We start from the raw sequence: 19,304 nt of genomic DNA on the forward strand, positions 1-19,304 counted from the left end.
CAAGATTGATGCCAATTGTTAGAAAAATAAGAGAAGAAAAAATATGAAAATATATATTGCATACCTTTTTCTTATATGATATATTTATAAATGTCTTAAAGAGGTCCCGTGGTGTAGCGGTTAACATGCCTGCCTGTCACGCAGGAGATCGCCGGTTCGATCCCGGTCGGGACCGCCATTTAAAATTGATATGTTCGCTCTTATGTACTGTTACAGTCATAAGAGCTTTTTTGTATTGAATGAGAATTTTCTTGCCGACTAGCTGTCAACCATAAAATTTATTCAAGCATTTATTTCAATTGTGAAAGTGTCACTTTATGAAGACCTAGTTCGCAGGGTATAAACATAGAGGTGAAAAGCTTTACATTTGGTGAAGGGTTTATGACCTACCTCCTATTGATTTTAATAAAATAACATCTATTGCCCTAAATGGCCCCACTACTGTCACTCAAAATACGCCCAATCCCAATGAAATCACTTGTATTATTGAAATGAAACTAATGAATTGTATATATTTAACATTATCTAAAGATAGTAAAAATTACCGATAAATGATGACGGTTTTATAAGGTAAAATGAGATATGTTTCTAAAATTAAAACGATGGGTAAAAATTAGAAGTAATTGGATTGGCTACGGAGGTGTTTATATGGGCAAAGACCATTTCTTAAACCATTTTTATGTACCTTTGCTTATTGGTTCCATGATTATGATGGTAGGCTGTGGAGATCCTATTATAGAGATTGAAGAAGCAAATACGTATCACTGGCAAAAAAATATGAACGAAGTAGAATTTGAGAAATTAAAAAATGATATGTCATATATTGAGGTAGTAGAGACAGCAGGTGGCGCAGGTAAAAAGGTGAAAAATAATGAATACCGTTGGAATGATGAAACTTTGTTGACTCAGGCTTATATAGTGAAATTTAAGGATGATAAATTAATTGCTAAAGAGATCATAGCTGTAAAAGGCCATTCCAATCGATAATTGTAAAATGTCTTTGTAAAAGAAGGCATCTCAACATGTAGACAAAAGCCATCGGGAAAATTCACTCTCGATGGTTTTTGTTCTCTTATCACATTCACTGGAAAGCATTCGCGTAGTGGAAATCAGCAGCTTTACTTTTTTCATTGTACAGTCTGACACGTCTTCATCAGAGAAGTCGTGTTTTTGTTTTCATCGTGTCACCTCACTGCTGTTATTAAAAGAGCTTTTTAACGAGCGCAATCAAAGCAAGTATAATGGTATTGGATGCTTTGAACATTTTGGCTAGTTTAGGTAAACTAGAGGTAATGTAGTGATGAGAGGAAAAAAGAATATGTATGAATTAATCATGAATTCAATTGATGATACAGAACGTTTTGCCTGCAAACTTGCGAATAAACTAGAAGCTCAAGATACGATTACATTAGAAGGTGATCTAGGCGCGGGCAAGACAACATTTACGAAAGCCTTGGCGAAGGGGCTGGGGGTCAAACGAACAGTCAACAGTCCTACATTTACGATTATTAAGCAGTATGAGGGAAGAGTACCGTTTAATCATTTAGATGTATATAGGTTAGCAGAAAGTGATGAAGACCTTGGTTGGGATGAGCTGTTTTATGGAGATGCGGTATCAGTGGTCGAATGGGCGCATTTAATTGAACAGGATTTGCCACAGGATCGTCTAGCGATCGAGATTTACCGAATCGGAGAAAATGAACGACGCTTTGTGTTAATACCTCGTGGAGAACGCTATGAGGCACTATGTGAGGAGCTAATGAAATGATTTGGTTAGGAATAGAAACAGCAAATACACCACTTTCCATTGCAGTTGTAAAGGACGGCAAAGTAGTGGCCGAGATGGTACAAAATATAAAATTAACGCATTCTGCAGGTGCGATGCCAGCGATTGAAGAAATCTTGGCACGAATAGATGTAAGGCCGAATGACTTGGATGCGATCGCAGTATCTGAAGGACCAGGTTCTTATACGGGTGTCCGTATAGGTGTGACATTAGCAAAGACATTAGCATGGACATTACAGAAACCCTTAGTCGGCGTATCTAGTTTAAAAACATTAGCTGCCAACGCTGCCCTTTATAATGGATTAATTTGTCCAATTTTTGATGCTAGAAGAGGCAATGTCTATACGGCAGTTTATCAAGGTGAGACATTAGAAGCACTTGTGGAGGATCATCATGCACATATTGATGATTTATTAGTGCGTTTAAAGGCATTAGAGCAACCTATTCTATTTGTAGGAACAGATGTTGATATATTTTGGGAGAATATTGTGCAAATACTTGGTGAACATGCAGTACGTGCACCATTTAGTATTGACTTGCCACGCGCAACGGAAGTCATTCATCTAGCGACGAAAATGGAGTTGCCAAGTGTCGAAGCTACCCATCACTTCGTTCCACAATATAAACGGATTGCCGAGGCTGAGGCGAACTGGCTGAAAGAACAGAAGGAGAAGAAACATGAGTAGGAATGTAACTTATCGAAAAATGGTTTCTGACGATGTGCCAGCAGTTTATGAAATAGAATTGGCTTCATTTCCAGTACCATGGACGTTAGATTCCTTTTACTACGAAGTGCATGAAAATCAGTATGCGCATTATGTGCTGGCTATAGATGAAGAGGGTAGTATTATTGGTTTTTGTGGAATGTGGATGGTCATAGATGCAGCTCAAATAACAAATGTAGCTGTGATTGAGCAGGCTCGTGGCAGAGGGATAGGCGAAGGATTAATGCGTGAGGCGATGCATATAGCGCGTTTACATGGAATGGAAGTCATGACGCTTGAGGTACGTGTAACAAATGTAGTTGCACAAAATCTCTATCGCAAGCTTCTTTACCAAGATGGTGGTATACGGAAAGGCTATTATACTGATAACGGGGAGGATGCCCTTGTCATGTGGGTGAATTTATAATGAATAATGGATTGATATTAGCAATAGAATCGAGCTGTGATGAGACAGCTGCCGCAATTATTCGAAATGGTCATGAAATTGTTTCGAATGTTGTTGCTTCACAAATAGAAAGCCATAAGCGATTTGGTGGCGTAGTTCCTGAAATCGCTTCACGTCATCATGTTGAACAAATTACAGTGGTTATTGAGGAAGCATTAGCACAAGCGAATATAAAGCCAGCCGATTTAGATGCTGTTGCCGTTACGGAGGGTCCAGGTTTAGTCGGTGCGTTGCTAATTGGCATAAACGCGGCTAAGGCGTTTGCATTTGCCAACAATTTACCGATTATCGGTGTGCATCATATTGCAGGTCATATTTATGCCAATGCTCTAGTCCAGCCAATGGAATTTCCATTATTGGCACTTGTTGTATCAGGTGGGCATACGGAGCTTGTTTATATGAAGGAACATGGCTCCTTTGAGGTTATCGGTGAAACAAGAGATGATGCAGCCGGTGAGGCATATGATAAAGTGGCACGAGTTTTAAATTTACCCTATCCAGGTGGCCCACGCATTGATCAGCTTGCTCATGAGGGCGAAGAGGCTGTTCCATTTCCAAGAGTGTGGTTAGAGGAAGGATCTTATGATTTTAGTTTTAGTGGCTTAAAATCAGCGGTCATTAATTATAAACATAATATGGATCAACGCGGCGAAGCAATTTCTCCAGCCGCTGTAGCAAAGGGCTTTCAGGAAAGTGTTGTCGAAGTACTAACAGCGAAAACATTGCGTGCCGCTCGCGAATATCAGGTGAAGCAGGTCATTGCAGCTGGTGGTGTAGCAGCCAATAAAGGCTTACGTGCTTCATTAGAGACAGTGTTCGCTGAGGAAGGGATTGCGTTTTTTGTACCACCACTCAAATTGTGTACAGATAATGCTGCAATGATTGGAGCAGTAGCGATGCCAATGTATGAAGCAGGAATCCGAGGAAACTTAATGATGAACGGTCGTCCAGGAATGGAGTTAAAATCCTGGGTGTAGTAGTAAATGAAGGAGGTATCTTATTGAAGATATCTCTTTTTTTATTGTCGAAAATTTGTTGATAAAAAATGAATGTAGCGAAGAGAAACATCCAATGAAACACTTTAATTGACGAATTTTTCAGAAAATTATCCACAGGTAGTAGAGCGAACTGAATACCGAACACGCGTACTTATGCACAAATTGTTGATAACTTGTGCATAACTTGTGATTATTCAATATATAGTAGCATGTTTTACACGGGATGGTGTGGATAAAATAAATTTTAATTGTGGACAGTGTGGAAAACTCTGTTGATATGTTGGTATTACTAGATTTATGGTGTGAATAAAACTGTGGGCATTTTTTGTCGAAAAATAGCACTTGACCAATATATATGAAAAATGAAGGAGAGTAAAGAAAAAAGCCATGCGACAATGCACACGGCTTAAATCAAATTACATATTTATATTTTCTAATTCTTCATTTAACGCTAGCCACTCTAATTCTAAAAGCTCATGCTGTTCCTTTTCAGTAGCCAATTCGTCTTGCAGTTGGGTAATTTTTTCATGATCTGTAAAAATTGCAGGGTCACAAAGAGCTTCCTCTAATCTATTAATGGAGGCTGTCGTTTCTTGCATCTTGCCTTCTAATTCTTCGATAGTACGTCTTATTTGCCGTTCACGCTTTTTTGCCTCTTTATCAATTTTAGAGGTAGAGGACTTATCAGGTAGGTCCTGCTGTAGTTGCGGTTGGGAAGTACTTTTCATTTGTGCTAGCTCCAACAGCTCCTGTTTTTTCTCTACATAATAATCATAGTCCCCTAAAAATTCAAACGACCCAGTTCCAGACAACTCCACTACCTTCGTAGCGATACGATTAATGAAGTAGCGGTCATGGGAGACGAATAGAAGCGTTCCAGGGTAATCGATCAACGCATTTTCCAGTACCTCTTTACTATCTAAATCTAGATGGTTTGTAGGCTCATCGAGAATTAAAAAATTGGCTTTTTGCATCATTAATTTTGAAAGTGCCAGTCGTGCTTTCTCACCGCCTGATAATGAAGAGACGGTTTTATCCACATCCTCTCCACTAAATAGGAAACGTCCTAATACGGTGCGAATATCTTTTTCATTCATCAGCGGCCATTCATCCCATAGCTCTTTTAAGACACTTTTATTGCTTGAAAGCTTTGCTTGCTCTTGATCATAATAGCCAATTTGTACATTCGTACCATAACGGATATCACCTGCTAGAGGTGTTAAATCTTTCACAATCGTTTTTAATAATGTCGATTTACCAACTCCGTTTGGTCCAACAAGAGCAATCCGATCCTCGCGAAAAGTACGTAGCTTAATCCCACTAGATATGCGCTGATCGTTATAGCCGATTGTTAAATCATCAACGGATAACACATCATTTCCACTTTGACGTTCAATCGTAAAACCAAAACTAGCGGATTTCTCATCACCATCCGGCGATTCCATCCACTCTGTTCGTTCAAGCATCTTCCGTCGACTTTGTGCCATTTTTGTTGTAGAGGCACGTGCAATATTCTTTTGGATAAAATCCTCTAGCTTGGCCTTTTCGTCTTGCTGACGCTCAAAAAGTTTGACATCACGTTCATAGTTTTTAGCTTTTTCATCTAAATAAGCACTGTAGTTGCCTGTAAATTTTGTGACACGATGACGTGAAACTTCGTAGACAATGGAAACAACTTGGTCTAAGAAGTAGCGGTCATGTGAAACAATTAAAATAGCGCCCTCATAGCTCTTTAAATAAGATTCTAACCAAGATAATGTTTCAATATCTAAATGGTTCGTAGGCTCATCGAGAATTAGTAGGTCTGGTTTACTCAATAAAAGCTTAGCTAGTGCTAAGCGTGTGCGTTGTCCACCAGATAGTGAGCTAATAGGTTTATCATAGTCTTCCGGATAGAATTGCATACCGTGAAGCACTGCGCGTATGTCCGATTCATATTGATAGCCGCCAGCATCCTTAAATGTATGCTGTAGTTGATCGTATTCCGACATAACTTTGGCATACAGAGTAGGATTTTCATAAACAGTAGGATCTGCCATTTGCTGTTCGAGCGAGCGGAGTGTTTGTTCTTGAGCTAAAAGGGGTTCGAAAATGGTCATCATTTCATCCCAAATAGTTAACGTAGAATTTAATCCGGCATGTTGCTCTAAATAGCCAACCTGGATGCCCTTTGGAATAATGATATCCCCCGAGTCATAGGACATTTGACCAGCAATTATTTTTAATAAAGTAGATTTACCTGCACCGTTGCGCCCTACTAAGGCAACGCGATCACGGTGTTGAACTTCTAATTTCACACCACTTAAAATTTCATCTGCAAGAAAGGATTTAGTTAGTTGATTGACCTGTAAAACAATCATTCTTGACACCTCAATTCTACCTTAGTGTAATGGATGAACGATTTGCATGCAATGTCGGTGCTTTACTTATTCCAAGCAGTCATGTAAGATTGAAACGATTTCTTTTTAGTTAGCTGCGTACAAAGCGCCATTAACTAAAGAGAAATACGCTAGTGGATTGAAAAATGTTGTATATAGTTAAGGATATATGTATTAAAATTAGTACAGTAAAATTGATTGAGTTTCATTATAAGGAGGAGAAAGTTTGAAACAAGAATTAAAAATTCCACAAGCCACTACAAAAAGACTTCCTCTTTACTATCGATTTATTCAAAACTTTGCACAAGAAGGTATGGAACGTATTTCGTCGAAGGAACTGAGTGAAGCGATGAAAATAGATTCTGCAACCATTCGCCGTGACTTTTCTTATTTTGGTGCTCTTGGAAAGAAAGGCTATGGCTACGATGTACAGCATCTATTACAATTTTTTAGCCAGACGCTTGATCAACATGAAACAACAAAAGTAGCGTTAATTGGCGTGGGGAATTTAGGCAGTGCATTATTAAAATATAATTTTCAAAAAAACCACAACACTCATATTGTTGTAGCATTTGATTCGAAAGCGCCGAAGGATGGCAAAATGATTAGTAACATTCCTGTTTTTCATCCTGATTTGCTGGAAGAAAAGTATGCAGAATATGGGGCTGAGCTTGCTATTTTGACAGTATCACCGCGCTCTGCACAAAAAATGGCAGATCGGTTAGCGGCTATGAATGCAAAGGGAATTTTAAACTTTACGCCCGAGCGCTTAACGGTGCCAGATAGTATGCAGCTCTTAACCATTGATTTATCGGTAGAATTGCAAGCGCTTATTTATTTAATTCGGAATCAGGAAGTGTGAAATTTTTACATATTTTATAGTGGAGTTCACTGTTTCTGTCAAATAGTAATTTTAAATAAAACAAGGTAAAATCAGTGAGAGTGACGAAAAACTTTCACATATAATTAGTTAGCAAAATGGCGAAATATGCGTTAAAATGATGGATATAAAGAGGAGGTGGCTGTAATGGGCGGTATTGGTCCTATGAGCCTCATTATTATCGGAGTTGTCGCGTTATTAATTTTTGGTCCTAAAAAGTTACCAGAGCTTGGTAAAGCATTTGGTTCAACACTACGTGAATTCAAAAATGCTACTAAAGGTTTAGCCGACGAAGATGATGATGACAAGAAAAAGAAAGAACTAGATAAGTAAGTTAGGATGTTGAGGAATGAATCCAAAAGATCTAACTGTCATTGAGCATATAGAAGAATTAAGAAAACGGCTGTTCATTGTTGCCGTTTTCTTTGTTCTCGCTATGGCTGGCGCCTTTTTTGTCGCAAAGCCACTTGTTAAATACCTTCAAACCACAGGAGCAAAATATAATATTGAGCTCCATGCATTTGACGTAGTAACACCACTAGCAATTTATATTCAAGTTGTTTTTTTAATTGCATTTATTCTTTCATCGCCAGTATTAATGTATCAATTGTGGTCGTTTATTAGTCCAGGATTAAGGGAAGTAGAGCGAAGAGCAACCTTAAGCTATATACCATATTCATTTTTATTGTTTATCGCAGGGTTATCTTTTTCATACTTTTTATTATTCCCGTATGTCATCAAATTCATGATGAATTTATCAAATGATTTAGATATTAAGCAAACAATTGGAATACATGAGTATTTTACATTTTTATTTAAACTCACAATACCATTCGGTTTTCTATTCCAATTACCTATTGTAGTATTGTTCTTTTCACGGATAGGAATATTGAGTCCAGATCTACTAATTCGTATTCGTAAATATTCATACTTTGGTTTATTTGTATGTGCTGCTCTCATTGCACCGCCTGAATTGGCGTCTCACTTAATGGTATCAGTGCCGCTATTTATCCTGTATGAAATTAGTATTATGATATCTCGAGTAGGTTATAGGAAATATTTAAAATCAGAGGAAATTCGATTAAAAGAAGAGCAAGAAGCGGAGCAAAAGCGCCAGATTGAAGAGGCACTTGAGCAGCAACGACGACAAATAGAAGAATTGAATAAACAGTAATAGATAAAGCTCGGTACCTACATAAAGGCACCGAGCTTTTGTATTTTTGACAACTTTATAGAGCTTTACAAAAATTTATTGCATTTTTTCTAGTTCTTGAAGAAACTTTTGCAATGGTTCTGCATAGAATTGTACAAGTGTCACAAATCCATTCAGCATGACGTGTGCAATAATGGAAGTCCAAATACGTTTTGTTTTGTGATATAAAAAGGCGAAGATCAAACCACAAATTGTATAAAGTAAAATATGAGAGAAGTCGAAGTGGATAATCGCAAAGAATATAGCACTTACTATTGCCGCCACCCAGAAGTTTGTTGTTTGGACAAGTGATCCAAATATAACTCTACGGAAGACGAACTCTTCTAAAATGGGACCAAATACAACGATCGCTAATATGGCAATAGGTGCTCCTTTAGCTATAGCGACAATATCAGCGGTATTTTGGGAACCTCCTTCAATACCAAAAACAGCCATTTCAATAGCTGCTCCAATCATTTGACCAAAAAATACAAGGAAGAAACCAAGAATACCCCAAACAATTGTGAGTGGTATTGTCTCTTTTTTTCCTTGATAGACGTTCCAAAAGGCTTTATCACGGGATGTTAAGATTAAACTTAAAATGAGCGCCACGGCAAAGCTAAGCGCAATATACCATCCTTGAGTTATCGGTGCTGCTTGCTCAGAAGCTAGGCCAGTCATCTTCATAACGAGCTTGTGAAACGGTAAGAGCAACCATCTGCTTGAGATGTGCATGAGGATATAAATCAGTAAAACATATAGAGCTGTTTTTTTATGTTTTGTTACTTTTGGAGAATTAGTCACAGTCAAAATCCTTTCCATTCATAGGCTTCCTTTCTATTGTAGATGAATATGGAAAGAAAACAAAATTTTTCGAAGTTCTGACTTGCAAAAAAAAGTGTGATTGATTATCATAATAATTGTGTTAGCACTCGATGTTATAGAGTGCTAATAAATTCAACAATTATTATTATTAGGAGGTTGTTTCACTTGTTAAGACCACTAGGAGATCGTATTGTAATTGAACTAATCGAGGTAGAAGAAAAATCTGCATTCGGCATTGTACTACCTGACTCTGCAAAAGAAAAACCACAAGAAGGTAAAGTTGTAGCAGTTGGGACAGGTCGTGTTTTAGAGAACGGACAACGTGTAGAGCTTGACGTTAAAGTTGACGACCACATTATTTTCTCTAAATACGCTGGCACAGAAGTTAAATTTGAAGGTAATGAATACCTAATTTTACGCGAAAGCGATATTCTTGCAATTATTGAATAATATTTGATACACCTTTAAATTAAGGTGAAAGCTTATTGTTTCTTGATCGAAAAGTGACAATAAGATGAAATTGATATAAATATATTGAAGAAGCTTAACGAATATTCCATTTCAGGAGGGTAAATTCTCATGGCAAAAGATATTAAATTCTCAGAAGACGCTCGTTCATTAATGTTACAAGGTGTAGATAAATTAGCAAATGCGGTAAAAATAACATTAGGTCCAAAAGGGCGTAATGTAGTATTAGAAAAAAAATTCGGTTCACCACTGATTACAAATGATGGTGTGACAATCGCAAAAGAAATCGAGCTGGAAAATCCATACGAAAACATGGGAGCAAAATTAGTAGCTGAGGTTGCTTCTAAGACAAACGAAATCGCTGGTGATGGTACAACTACTGCAACAGTTCTAGCACAAGCAATTATTCGTGAAGGCTTGAAAAACGTGACAGCTGGCGCAAACCCAGTAGGTATCCGTAAAGGTATTGATAAAGCTGTTGCTGCGGCATTAACGGAATTACACTCAATTTCTCGACCTGTAAGCAATAAAGATGAAATCGCACAAGTTGCTGCTATTTCGGCTGCTGATGATGAAGTTGGACAACTTATTGCTGAAGCGATGGAGCGTGTAGGTAATGATGGTGTTATTACCATTGAAGAATCTAAAGGCTTCACAACAGAGCTTGATGTAGTAGAAGGTATGCAATTTGACCGTGGCTATGCGTCACACTACATGGTAACAGATACAGATAAAATGGAAGCAGTTCTAGATAACCCATATATCTTAATTACAGATAAAAAAATTACAAATATCCAAGAAGTATTACCGTTATTAGAACAAGTGGTACAACAAGGTCGTCCACTTTTAATGATTGCTGAAGACGTTGAAGGAGAAGCACTTGCAACACTTGTAGTGAATAAGCTTCGTGGTACATTCAATGCTGTAGCAGTAAAAGCACCAGGTTTTGGTGATCGTCGTAAAGCAATGCTAGAAGATATCGCTATCTTAACTGGTGGACAAGTGATTACAGAGGAATTAGGCTTAGACTTAAAATCAGCTGATATTTCTTCACTTGGTCGTGCTGCAAAAGTAGTTGTGACAAAAGACAATACTACAATTGTTGAAGGTGTAGGCGGTGCAGATGCAATCGAAGCACGTATTGGCCAAATCCGAGCACAACTTGCTGAAACAACTTCAGAATTCGATAAAGAAAAACTTCAAGAACGTCTTGCGAAATTAGCAGGTGGTGTAGCAGTTATTAAAGTAGGGGCTGCAACAGAAACAGAGCTTAAAGAGCGTAAACTTCGTATTGAAGATGCTTTAAACTCAACACGTGCAGCTGTTGAAGAAGGTATCGTATCAGGTGGTGGTACTGCACTTCTTAACGTATATGCAGCAGTTGAAAAAGTGGCTGAATCTGAAGCAGGCGATGTAGCAACAGGAGTGAAGATTGTTCTTCGTGCTTTAGAAGAGCCAGTTCGCCAAATTGCTAACAACGCTGGTCTTGAAGGCTCTATCATCGTGGATCGCCTAAAACGTGAAGAAATTGGCATTGGTTTCAATGCAGCAACAGGCGAATGGGTAAACATGATGGAAGCAGGTGTAGTAGACCCAGCGAAAGTAACTCGTTCAGCTCTACAAAACGCTGCCTCTGTAGCTGCACTGTTCTTAACAACAGAAGCAGTAGTTGCAGACATTCCAGAACCAGCTGGTGCAGGTATGCCAGATATGAGTGGAATGGGCGGCATGCCAGGAATGATGTAAGGGATTATTCACTTCCATCTTGTGAAATAATTACTGGTCATGTAAATAATTAATTTCAATCACAAAAACCACTTCTCGGTAAACACGAGGAGTGGTTTTTTGTTGCTTAACTTTGCCTAACCAAACTTTTTAGATGATAGGTTGCACTGAAAACCAAGGAATAATTGTTGAGGATATTACTTATAATCATAGGTGCTCTCTGTTTTAGAGAGGTTGAACCCTATTATAAATTTCTGTTATTATTATCCTAACCTACATAATATAAACTAATACATAATTACATAATGATAAAAAATTACTGAGGGGTCATAACATGAAGAGAACAACAAAATCGGTTATCAGTATCATTGTCATTTTCATCATTTTCGGTGGAGCATTTGGTTATCTTAAATTCAATGAACATATGGGGAAGCCTGTCCCAGAAAAGGAAAAAGCAATTGTTGAAAATGATGGACTAATTCTTGAAAATAAACCTGTTACAAAAGAAGAATTGCTTTATCCTGACAATTTAATAGAACACAAAGTAAACGAAGCCATTCACAACATGTCTCACCAAAAAGTTGAAGCTAGTGTAAAATGGGGTCACACCGAAATCACACAAGAAAAAGTTGATCGATTGTTGGCGGTATGCAAAATGAACGATTATAAATATAAAGAACTTTACATTTCAATATTGGAAAGATGGTCGAAGGGTGATTTTTCTCATGCTGTAGAAGATCATAACGCAATTTGGGAGATGCAAGGTGGCGAAGAATCAAGAAATGCGGGAAGAGCGACTCGTCTATTGAGACCCGAAGAGGAGCAAGCTTATATAGAACACAATTTAAAAGCGGATTTATATGATAAATAACATTCAGCAATGAGTGTTATTTTTTTATTTGTCGGCCATTTACCAGTCTGCAGTTAAAAAATGGAGAGCTGGTTTTTTGTGTTGTTAAATAAAAAAATCTAATAAAAAAAATTTTCCTGTTGTTTTTCCTTAGATTATACCTTACAATACGAAATGTAAAATGATAATGATAATCGTTATCATTTGAGATAAATTGGATAATAGAGGTGACATTTTGGATAATCAGGAAGCTAACAGAATAGGGATGGGCAATATATATTATGTCATAATCTTACTATTAATCGGCTCCATTATAATATCTGCCGTTTTTTCTGTATCAATTGGTCAGGTCAGTATACCCTTCAAGCAATCAATGGATATCTTGTTGCATGCTGTATCTAATGGAAAGTTTGGCACACTCGATAGTGTGGATAGTGAGTCCTATTTGAATATTATTTTACAGGTCAGAATGCCGCGTGTTATTTTTGCACTGCTTATCGGTATTGGACTTGCTTTATGTGGGGCTGTGATGCAAGCAGTTGTACAAAATCCTCTTGCTGATCCATACATACTTGGTATTTCTTCAGGGGCATCATTGGGTGCAACCTTTGCCATTTTAGTTGGCTTCGGCAGCAGTGCATTACTGGCACAATTTGGGGTTGCCTTTGGTGCATTTGCAGGAGCCATGCTTACTTCTATGGCCGTGCTAATTTTATCTAGTATTGGTGGTAAAGCAACATCGGTGAAGCTCGTTTTATCTGGTGTTGTGATAGGTGCATTATGTAGCTCATTTTCAAGTCTTATTATCTTTTTTGCCAATAATGCTGAGGGTATAAAAACCGTTACTTTTTGGTCTATGGGAAGTTTAGCCTCTGCAAGCTGGGATAAAACGCCGATTTTAGCAATCGTCATCGTATTAGGAGCTGCATTATTTCTTTTTCAACATCGAGTGCTGAATACGATGTTACTTGGAGATGAATCTGCTATCACATTAGGTATCAATTTAAGTGTTTACCGTAAATTGTATATGATTCTCACATCGCTAATAACAGGAACGATGGTTGCTTATGCAGGTATGATTGGTTTTGTCGGCTTAATTATTCCACATATTACGAGAGGGATTTTTGGAGCGGATCATAAACGATTAATGCTAGGAACGTTACTCTTAGGAGGACTTTTCATGATATGGGCAGATATTTTGTCTCGAACATTAATCGAGAATGTTGAACTACCGATTGGCATCATTACTTCTGTCATTGGATCACCATTATTTATCTATATGATTGTAAAAAAAGGTTACAACTTCGGAGGGTAGAACAATGGAATTAGTAGCGAAGGAAATAGAAGTAAAGATAGGAAAGAAGGAAATTGTAAAAAATATCTCCATTCATGTAAACAAGCAGCAATTTGTGGGCTTAATCGGACCAAATGGATGCGGAAAGTCAACTTTACTGAAAAGTATTTATAAAAGCTTAGTGCCACAAAAAGGGATGGTTTTTTTAGATGATTTAGACGTTTTGAAAAGCCCAGAAAAGAAAATCTCACAGCATTTAGGGGTGGTAGGGCAATTCAATGAAATGCATTTTGATTTAACCGTTCAGCAAATGGTGATGTTAGGCAGAACACCTCATAAAAAAATGTTAGAATCTGATAACCAAAAGGATTTTGATATTGTCGAAGAGGCATTAGCACGCACGAATTTACAAGCTTACAAGGGACGTAGTTTCCTTTCATTATCTGGTGGCGAAAAGCAACGGGTTATATTAGCGAGAACAATCGCCCAGCAGCCTAAATTTATGATCTTAGATGAACCAACGAACCATTTAGATATTCGTTATCAAATTGAAATACTATCCTGTGTAAGAAGCTTAAATATTGGCGTGTTAGCAGCACTTCATGATTTAGAGATGGCTGCACATTACTGTGATTATCTTTATGCAGTAAAAGATGGTGAGGTTTATGCGCATGGTACGCCCGAGGAAGTTTTAACGCCCGAAATAATAGAAGCTTTATATCATATCAAGTGTCAAACGTTTACTAATCCAGTGACGAATGGATTAGGATTTGCATATGGACTATAGGAGGAGCAACAACATGAAGAAAAAATTATTACTAGGAATTGGTTTGGCCGCTTTATTAACGTTAACAGCTTGCGGTAATACTAGCAAAAATACTTCAGAAGAAGCACAAACAAAAGAGCACTATCCATTAACTATCGAAAACTTTACAAAGGCTGAAGGTGGCTCGACTTGGGAAGAGAAAGATCAAGTATTCGATAAGGCTCCTGAAAAAATTATGGCAAATACACGCCCAGCAGCGGAATTATTATTGCATTTAGGACTAGGCGATAAAATCGTTGGTGTTGGTGCAAACTTTGGTGCTGTCGATAAATCTGTAGAAGAGGAATACTCAAAATTAAATATATTAAGTGATGAATATGTAGGGAAAGAGGTTACATTAGGAACTAATCCAGATTTAGTATTTGGTCGTGGTGGCTTATTTGATAATGCTGAATGGGGAGTAGGCACAGTAGATTCACTAAACGAAATGGGTATTAAAACATTTGTTTTAGAATCATCAATCACAGGTGGCACGTATGATTCTATTTATAAAGACATCGAAAATATCGGTGAAATTTTCAATGTTCAAGACAAGGCAACTAGCTTCATTAAAGAATTAAAAGATCGACAACAAGACATTACTTCAAAATTAGAAAGTATTAAAGAAGAAAAAACATTTGCTTATTTGCATACAAATGATCCAAAGGAACTTTTTGTATACCCAGCACATGATGAAACATTCTTTAATGACGCATTTAAAATGGTTAAGCTAGATAATATTTTCAAAGATGAAACAGGAGATGTTAGTGTGGAAACATTAATTGCATCTGATCCAGATGTGTTAATTCTTCCAAACTGGGATGGTTCTGATCTGACAAAAGTTCGTGAAGAAATCTATGCTAACCCTAAGCTTTCGAGCATGAAGGCTATTAAAAACAAACAAATCTATATTGTGGATTATAATTATATGTTTGGTTATGGCTATAATACAATAGATGGTATGGAAGCCTTAGCGAAAGAAATGTATCCAGATTTATTTAAATAAACTGTATTGGAGCTGCCCATTGGTCTATAAAACAGACATAATAGGCAGCTTTTCAGTTCATAAACAAGGAGGAGAAATGATAGTTTTCTCCTCCTTGTTTTATTACTATAGAAGCTGTTGTCTATTTAATGTTGTTATTTTTACATTGATAGAGCTATTGTTCCAGCATATGGTGACAGGATGACGTTGATCAAGATAAAGTAATTGTGTTGAAAGATCTGCTCTTGTCGTTTTAATATCAATAGTATCAAGCAAGTGAGGCGATAGGTTAGGAAATAAGCCTGTTTTAAAAAGAGCCTCTTTTAATGTCCAAAGTTCATAAAAAGCATGTAGAGGCTGATGAAGGGCCATATGGAACTCTTGTTTAGATAATGCATAGCGCATAATATCTTTATTCACTGGCTTTATTTCTTCAACATCAATGCCTACTCGCCCGTTTGTTGTTAGGGCCAGAACAATCCAATCACCAGAGTGAGAGAGATTAAAATCGCCTTCCCAGTGTTTGTGATTCGCTACAGTCGGACGACCATAAATGTCTTGAGTAATATGGCATACAGCCTTATTCATGAATGGGAGGAGTGCCCACCTGATAAGGGTGTTACCTAGCAAGGCTCTTTGACGATCCTGCCACTGCTTGTACTGCATGATATTTTTTTGGACATGAGAAGGGAGCATTATAGTAAATGCATTCCATTCTTCGGAAGATAACTGTTCCCCTAATGGGAGTGCAAAAAGCTGTATATCATTTATGTTCATCGTATATTGACTTGTTTGGGCTTAGGAAAGTAACCTGTTTCGATCCCATATTCAATCATTTGATGAATAAATGCTGTATTTGGTACAGCACATTCAATACTTGCGTTTGCTAGAAATTCAATCGTTTTTTTGCAGTTAAAGATAAATGGTGAGTCACTAGCTCCATCACCTTCTAGCTGTGCAATAGCTAAAGCTAAATATTCTTGTACTTCTATAGAATGGTCATCATGTAATAGCCAATTTGTATACTCTTGCTTTGTCATGACTTGTAAATCATAGCCAAATTCCTTTATCATGTCGATTAATTCTAAATAGGTAAGTGACACAGGATTACATAGATGGAATACATGTCCATTTGCAGCTGGCTGATTAGCTAGGCATACTAATGCTTGGCTAGCATAATTAATCGGTGTGAAGTCTACATGCCATTGTACGGAAGGTGTTTTACCTAAATAAAGCATTGATTTAATCATACGGTAAAAGGCGTTATCATTGATATTTCGTTGGAATTTTCCTGTTTCAGAATGACAACTTAAATTACCTACACGATAGATAGAAATAGGAATCGAGTCATGTACAGCATTTCTTACGAGATTTTCTGCTTCCAGCTTACTTTGTGTATAGACGCTATGAAGCTGCATATCGTAGTTGAAGTCGCCTTTAGCCTCATCTGGGCCCCAACGAATGGCAGCAAGCTCCTCTGGAATGCCGATTGTTGATACATAATGAAAATGAATACCAGGTTTACCCTTTGCCAATTCAAGTAAATAACGTGTCCCATTGACATTAACATTATTAAAATGATCCGTCGCTCCGAAGTGACGTACATCGGCTCCACAATGGATGATGGCATCGATTTCTTCTATTAGAACCTGTTCATCTTCGCTAGTTAAATGAAGGTTCTTCTTTCCTAAATCGCCTTGAATGACGGTTATTCGATTCTCCATATGTTTAGTGATGGTATGTCCAAAGTAAAATTGCATACTGTCCTTTAGCTTATCCTCTAAAGTGGCCTTTTCACTTGGTCGAATAAGACAATAGATATGCGCACTTGTTGTCACTAGCAGCTCGTATAATACATGGCTTCCTAAATAACCTGTCGCACCTGTTAATAAAACCGAAGTCATCGGTAACGGCTTCACCGTTTCTGAAACTGGAAGCTTACTAGGCTCCATCAAATCCTTATAGACAATGTTTTTAGGTGATGTTTCCACGTCCAAATCTTCAGGCTGAAAGTTGCTAATATATTGATCTAATTCAGCAATCGTTGGATATTGGAAAAAATCCTGAATCTTCAGGAACGGTATATGCTTCTTCACTTGGACAAGAATTTCAAGTACTTTTAATGAATGTCCGCCAATGTGAAAGAAGTTATCGTGAATGCCTATTGGACTGTTGCCAAGTACATACTCCCATGCATTCGCTAGTAAATGCTGCGTATCATTTTCAGGGGCAACGTATAGATGACTACGTGATAATGATACATCCAATGTGGCCAGCTGCTTGCGATCGATTTTGCCAGTAGGGGATAATGGCATTTCTAGCAATTCGATGAATCGTTCAGGTACCATATAATCTGGTAAAAAATTGTTTAAGTAGTCTCTTAAAACTTGTTCCTCTAGCTGTATACCATTTGCCGCTGTGTAGTAAGCAAATAAATGGTTTAGGCCGTCAGACATTTTCTTAGCTATGACCACAGATTCCTGAATGATAGGATGATTGCTTAAAACAGTCTCAATTTCTCCAAGCTCAATACGGAAGCCTCTTACTTTAATTTGTGAATCTTTCCGTCCTACAAATTCAATGACACCATTAGGTAATAGGCGGACTAAATCACCTGTTCGATACATTTTTTGATCTGGTTTAAACAGATGAGGGACAAAGACCTCTGCTGTTTTTTCAGGTTGATGTAAATAACCTGCTGCTAGGCCAGCTCCTGCAATACATAATTCGCCTGTTACATGAACCGGACAAAGCTGTTCATCCGTATTCACCACATACATCTCATAATTGGCAATTGGTCTGCCAATAGGAATACTTGATTGCATGTCTGTTAACCGACTTTTTATCTTGAAGTAGGAGGTTAAAACTGTACATTCAGTTGGTCCATAGACATTAATAATTTCTGTAGAATATCCGAATTTTTCTTGCCATTTTTGGACAATAGCAGGCAATAGGGCTTCACCGCCAACCGATAGATATTGTAACGTCATCAACTTGTCCCGATAATCTATAGGTAAATGTGTGGCTAGCTGTGTAAAGAAAGCGTTCGGAACAGTTGCAGTTGTTACTTGCTCTCGTGCAATCATTTCGGCAAATGCTTCGATTGAAAGACGCTCAATACTTGCGAGCATATGGAGTCTTGCACCAGAAAAGAAAGCGGTAAAAGTCTCTGTTACAGAGGGGTCAAAACTGTAAGAGATAAACTGAGAAAATACATCTTCTTCAGTCGAATGGTAAATTCTTTGATTATCTGTTATTAGGTTAATAACGGCTGAATGTTTAAGCAAAACACCCTTAGGTTTACCAGTAGAACCAGATGTATAAATAATATAGGCTAAATCGGATGGAAGTAGGTTACATGGTAAATCCTCTTGTGAATGGCCACTCTCCATTTGATTGATTGTTAGCACTGTGGGTGATTGGAATTCATTATGTATTAGGTCATTCAGTAAATCATTATATTCATTTTTCGTTATGATAAATGGTGCACCAGTATCATGTAAGAGATATTGGCAACGTTCTTTTGGATAACTCGGATCAATAGGAACATAAACACCACCAGCTTTTAGCACACCTAACAAACTGATGATAGTTTCCTTACTACGATCCATAATAATGGCAACATAGTCACCTTTTTGTAGACCATTGGCCATTAGCATATGTGCAACTTGATTAGATTTTTGATTTAACTGACGATAGGTCATCTTGCCATCTTCATAGGATAGAGCGATACGGTCTGCAAACTGCTGTGCTACTTGATAAAATACTTGCGGTATCGTGATATTTTTATCATAGTCAGCCATTGTCCGATTTAATGTTTGATAGGCTAAAGTATCCTCTTCATTTAATAGCTTTGTATGATTGGATAGTAGCGTATTTTTTTTAGAAAAATGCTTTTTAAACTGTGATGTAGGACAATCAAATTCTCGTTTATTATTCAATCATTAC

Annotated in this window: 18 protein-coding genes and 1 tRNA gene; 15 read left to right on the top strand and 4 right to left on the bottom strand. The window is 37.5% G+C overall.

The genetic code is table 11. From position 1 onward, the window contains the following. Positions 1–102 precede the first annotated feature (102 nt). The 6 genes from PI85_RS20150 (at position 103) to tsaD (ending at position 3,933) form a co-directional block, all read left to right on the top strand. Positions 103–178 (top strand) — tRNA-Asp (locus tag PI85_RS20150). A 470-nt stretch (positions 179–648) separates the two neighbouring features. After that, positions 649–987 (top strand): hypothetical protein, encoded by a 339-nt coding sequence (locus tag PI85_RS20155; RefSeq protein ID WP_036120956.1) that lies wholly within the window; start codon positions 649–651, stop codon positions 985–987. Between the two features lie 331 nt (positions 988–1,318). Continuing rightward, complete coding sequence (gene tsaE / locus PI85_RS20160) at positions 1,319–1,768, top strand: tRNA (adenosine(37)-N6)-threonylcarbamoyltransferase complex ATPase subunit type 1 TsaE (protein ID WP_036127398.1); 450 nt, start codon at positions 1,319–1,321, stop codon at positions 1,766–1,768. Further along, complete coding sequence (tsaB, locus tag PI85_RS20165; RefSeq protein WP_036120953.1) at positions 1,765–2,472, top strand: tRNA (adenosine(37)-N6)-threonylcarbamoyltransferase complex dimerization subunit type 1 TsaB; 708 nt, start codon at positions 1,765–1,767, stop codon at positions 2,470–2,472. Before tsaE ends, tsaB begins: the two co-directional genes overlap by 4 nt. Next, positions 2,465–2,917, top strand: coding sequence for a ribosomal protein S18-alanine N-acetyltransferase (gene rimI, locus PI85_RS20170; RefSeq protein ID WP_036120951.1), 453 nt, complete (start codon positions 2,465–2,467; stop codon positions 2,915–2,917). Before tsaB ends, rimI begins: the two co-directional genes overlap by 8 nt. Further along, a complete protein-coding gene (tsaD, locus tag PI85_RS20175) occupies positions 2,917–3,933 on the top strand; it encodes a tRNA (adenosine(37)-N6)-threonylcarbamoyltransferase complex transferase subunit TsaD (protein WP_036127396.1) in 1,017 nt (338 codons plus the stop codon). Before rimI ends, tsaD begins: the two co-directional genes overlap by 1 nt. Before the next feature lie 437 nt (positions 3,934–4,370). Here the strand turns inward: tsaD and PI85_RS20180 are convergent, their stop codons facing one another. Next, positions 4,371–6,314, bottom strand: a complete 1,944-nt coding sequence (locus PI85_RS20180) for an ABC-F family ATP-binding cassette domain-containing protein (protein WP_036120949.1) — start codon at positions 6,312–6,314, stop codon at positions 4,371–4,373. A gap of 244 nt (positions 6,315–6,558) precedes the next feature. On the opposite strand from PI85_RS20180, the gene PI85_RS20185 reads away from it, so the two are divergent. From PI85_RS20185 to tatC, 3 genes are all read left to right on the top strand, one after another. Then, positions 6,559–7,194, top strand: a complete 636-nt coding sequence (locus PI85_RS20185) for a redox-sensing transcriptional repressor Rex (protein ID WP_012291935.1) — start codon at positions 6,559–6,561, stop codon at positions 7,192–7,194. Between the two features lie 165 nt (positions 7,195–7,359). After that, on the top strand, positions 7,360–7,545 hold the full coding sequence (locus tag PI85_RS20190; protein WP_008176991.1) for a twin-arginine translocase TatA/TatE family subunit: 186 nt from the start codon (positions 7,360–7,362) through the stop codon (positions 7,543–7,545). Between the two features lie 16 nt (positions 7,546–7,561). Next, positions 7,562–8,386, top strand: a complete 825-nt coding sequence (gene tatC, locus PI85_RS20195; RefSeq protein ID WP_036120945.1) for a twin-arginine translocase subunit TatC — start codon at positions 7,562–7,564, stop codon at positions 8,384–8,386. A gap of 75 nt (positions 8,387–8,461) precedes the next feature. Here tatC and PI85_RS20200 read toward each other — a convergent pair whose 3' ends face one another. Further along, positions 8,462–9,226, bottom strand: coding sequence for a CPBP family intramembrane glutamic endopeptidase (locus PI85_RS20200; protein ID WP_036120942.1), 765 nt, complete (start codon positions 9,224–9,226; stop codon positions 8,462–8,464). A 168-nt stretch (positions 9,227–9,394) separates the two neighbouring features. On the opposite strand from PI85_RS20200, the gene groES reads away from it, so the two are divergent. The 6 genes from groES (at position 9,395) to PI85_RS20230 (ending at position 15,377) form a co-directional block, all read left to right on the top strand. Beyond that, positions 9,395–9,679: a co-chaperone GroES gene (gene groES / locus PI85_RS20205; protein ID WP_008176986.1), complete on the top strand. Its 285-nt coding sequence runs from the start codon at positions 9,395–9,397 to the stop codon at positions 9,677–9,679. Positions 9,680–9,808: 129 nt separating this feature from the next. Beyond that, entirely contained in the window at positions 9,809–11,443 is a 1,635-nt protein-coding gene (gene groL, locus PI85_RS20210; protein ID WP_008176984.1) for a chaperonin GroEL, read from the top strand. Between the two features lie 313 nt (positions 11,444–11,756). After that, on the top strand, positions 11,757–12,293 hold the full coding sequence (locus PI85_RS20215) for a DUF6241 domain-containing protein (protein WP_036120938.1): 537 nt from the start codon (positions 11,757–11,759) through the stop codon (positions 12,291–12,293). A gap of 214 nt (positions 12,294–12,507) precedes the next feature. Beyond that, positions 12,508–13,587 (top strand): iron ABC transporter permease, encoded by a 1,080-nt coding sequence (locus tag PI85_RS20220; RefSeq protein WP_036120937.1) that lies wholly within the window; start codon positions 12,508–12,510, stop codon positions 13,585–13,587. Positions 13,588–13,591: 4 nt separating this feature from the next. Then, positions 13,592–14,353 carry an ABC transporter ATP-binding protein gene (locus PI85_RS20225; protein ID WP_008176974.1) on the top strand — a complete coding sequence of 254 codons (762 nt, stop codon included), beginning with the start codon at positions 13,592–13,594 and terminating at the stop codon, positions 14,351–14,353. Positions 14,354–14,366: 13 nt separating this feature from the next. Beyond that, the gene (locus PI85_RS20230; RefSeq protein WP_036120933.1) at positions 14,367–15,377 is read left to right on the top strand and encodes an ABC transporter substrate-binding protein; all 1,011 of its coding nucleotides are present in this window, start codon (positions 14,367–14,369) and stop codon (positions 15,375–15,377) included. A gap of 105 nt (positions 15,378–15,482) precedes the next feature. On the opposite strand, the gene PI85_RS20235 is transcribed toward PI85_RS20230, so the two are convergent. Then, positions 15,483–15,944, bottom strand: coding sequence for a 4'-phosphopantetheinyl transferase superfamily protein (locus PI85_RS20235; RefSeq protein ID WP_235318519.1), 462 nt, complete (start codon positions 15,942–15,944; stop codon positions 15,483–15,485). A 185-nt stretch (positions 15,945–16,129) separates the two neighbouring features. Next, the gene (locus PI85_RS20240) at positions 16,130–19,297 is read right to left on the bottom strand and encodes a non-ribosomal peptide synthetase (RefSeq protein ID WP_036120927.1); all 3,168 of its coding nucleotides are present in this window, start codon (positions 19,295–19,297) and stop codon (positions 16,130–16,132) included. Between the last annotated feature and the right edge of the window lie 7 nt (positions 19,298–19,304).

The sequence above is a fragment of the Lysinibacillus sp. A1 genome, from assembly GCF_000801965.1.
In the GTDB taxonomy this organism is placed as follows: domain Bacteria; phylum Bacillota; class Bacilli; order Bacillales_A; family Planococcaceae; genus Lysinibacillus; species Lysinibacillus fusiformis.

Excerpts from the sequence above, each read along its gene's own strand:
- PI85_RS20155 (WP_036120956.1), top strand. The coding sequence starts at position 649 with ATGGGCAAAGACCATTTCTTAAACCATTTTTATGTACCTTTGCTTATT.
- tsaE (WP_036127398.1), top strand. The coding sequence starts at position 1,319 with ATGTATGAATTAATCATGAATTCAATTGATGATACAGAACGTTTTGCC.
- tsaB (WP_036120953.1), top strand. The coding sequence starts at position 1,765 with ATGATTTGGTTAGGAATAGAAACAGCAAATACACCACTTTCCATTGCA.
- rimI (WP_036120951.1), top strand. The coding sequence starts at position 2,465 with ATGAGTAGGAATGTAACTTATCGAAAAATGGTTTCTGACGATGTGCCA.
- tsaD (WP_036127396.1), top strand. The coding sequence starts at position 2,917 with ATGAATAATGGATTGATATTAGCAATAGAATCGAGCTGTGATGAGACA.
- PI85_RS20180 (WP_036120949.1), bottom strand. The coding sequence starts at position 6,314 with ATGATTGTTTTACAGGTCAATCAACTAACTAAATCCTTTCTTGCAGAT.
- PI85_RS20190 (WP_008176991.1), top strand. The coding sequence starts at position 7,360 with ATGGGCGGTATTGGTCCTATGAGCCTCATTATTATCGGAGTTGTCGCG.
- tatC (WP_036120945.1), top strand. The coding sequence starts at position 7,562 with ATGAATCCAAAAGATCTAACTGTCATTGAGCATATAGAAGAATTAAGA.
- PI85_RS20200 (WP_036120942.1), bottom strand. The coding sequence starts at position 9,226 with ATGGAAAGGATTTTGACTGTGACTAATTCTCCAAAAGTAACAAAACAT.
- groL (WP_008176984.1), top strand. The coding sequence starts at position 9,809 with ATGGCAAAAGATATTAAATTCTCAGAAGACGCTCGTTCATTAATGTTA.
- PI85_RS20215 (WP_036120938.1), top strand. The coding sequence starts at position 11,757 with ATGAAGAGAACAACAAAATCGGTTATCAGTATCATTGTCATTTTCATC.
- PI85_RS20225 (WP_008176974.1), top strand. The coding sequence starts at position 13,592 with ATGGAATTAGTAGCGAAGGAAATAGAAGTAAAGATAGGAAAGAAGGAA.
- PI85_RS20230 (WP_036120933.1), top strand. The coding sequence starts at position 14,367 with ATGAAGAAAAAATTATTACTAGGAATTGGTTTGGCCGCTTTATTAACG.
- PI85_RS20235 (WP_235318519.1), bottom strand. The coding sequence starts at position 15,944 with ATGAATAAGGCTGTATGCCATATTACTCAAGACATTTATGGTCGTCCG.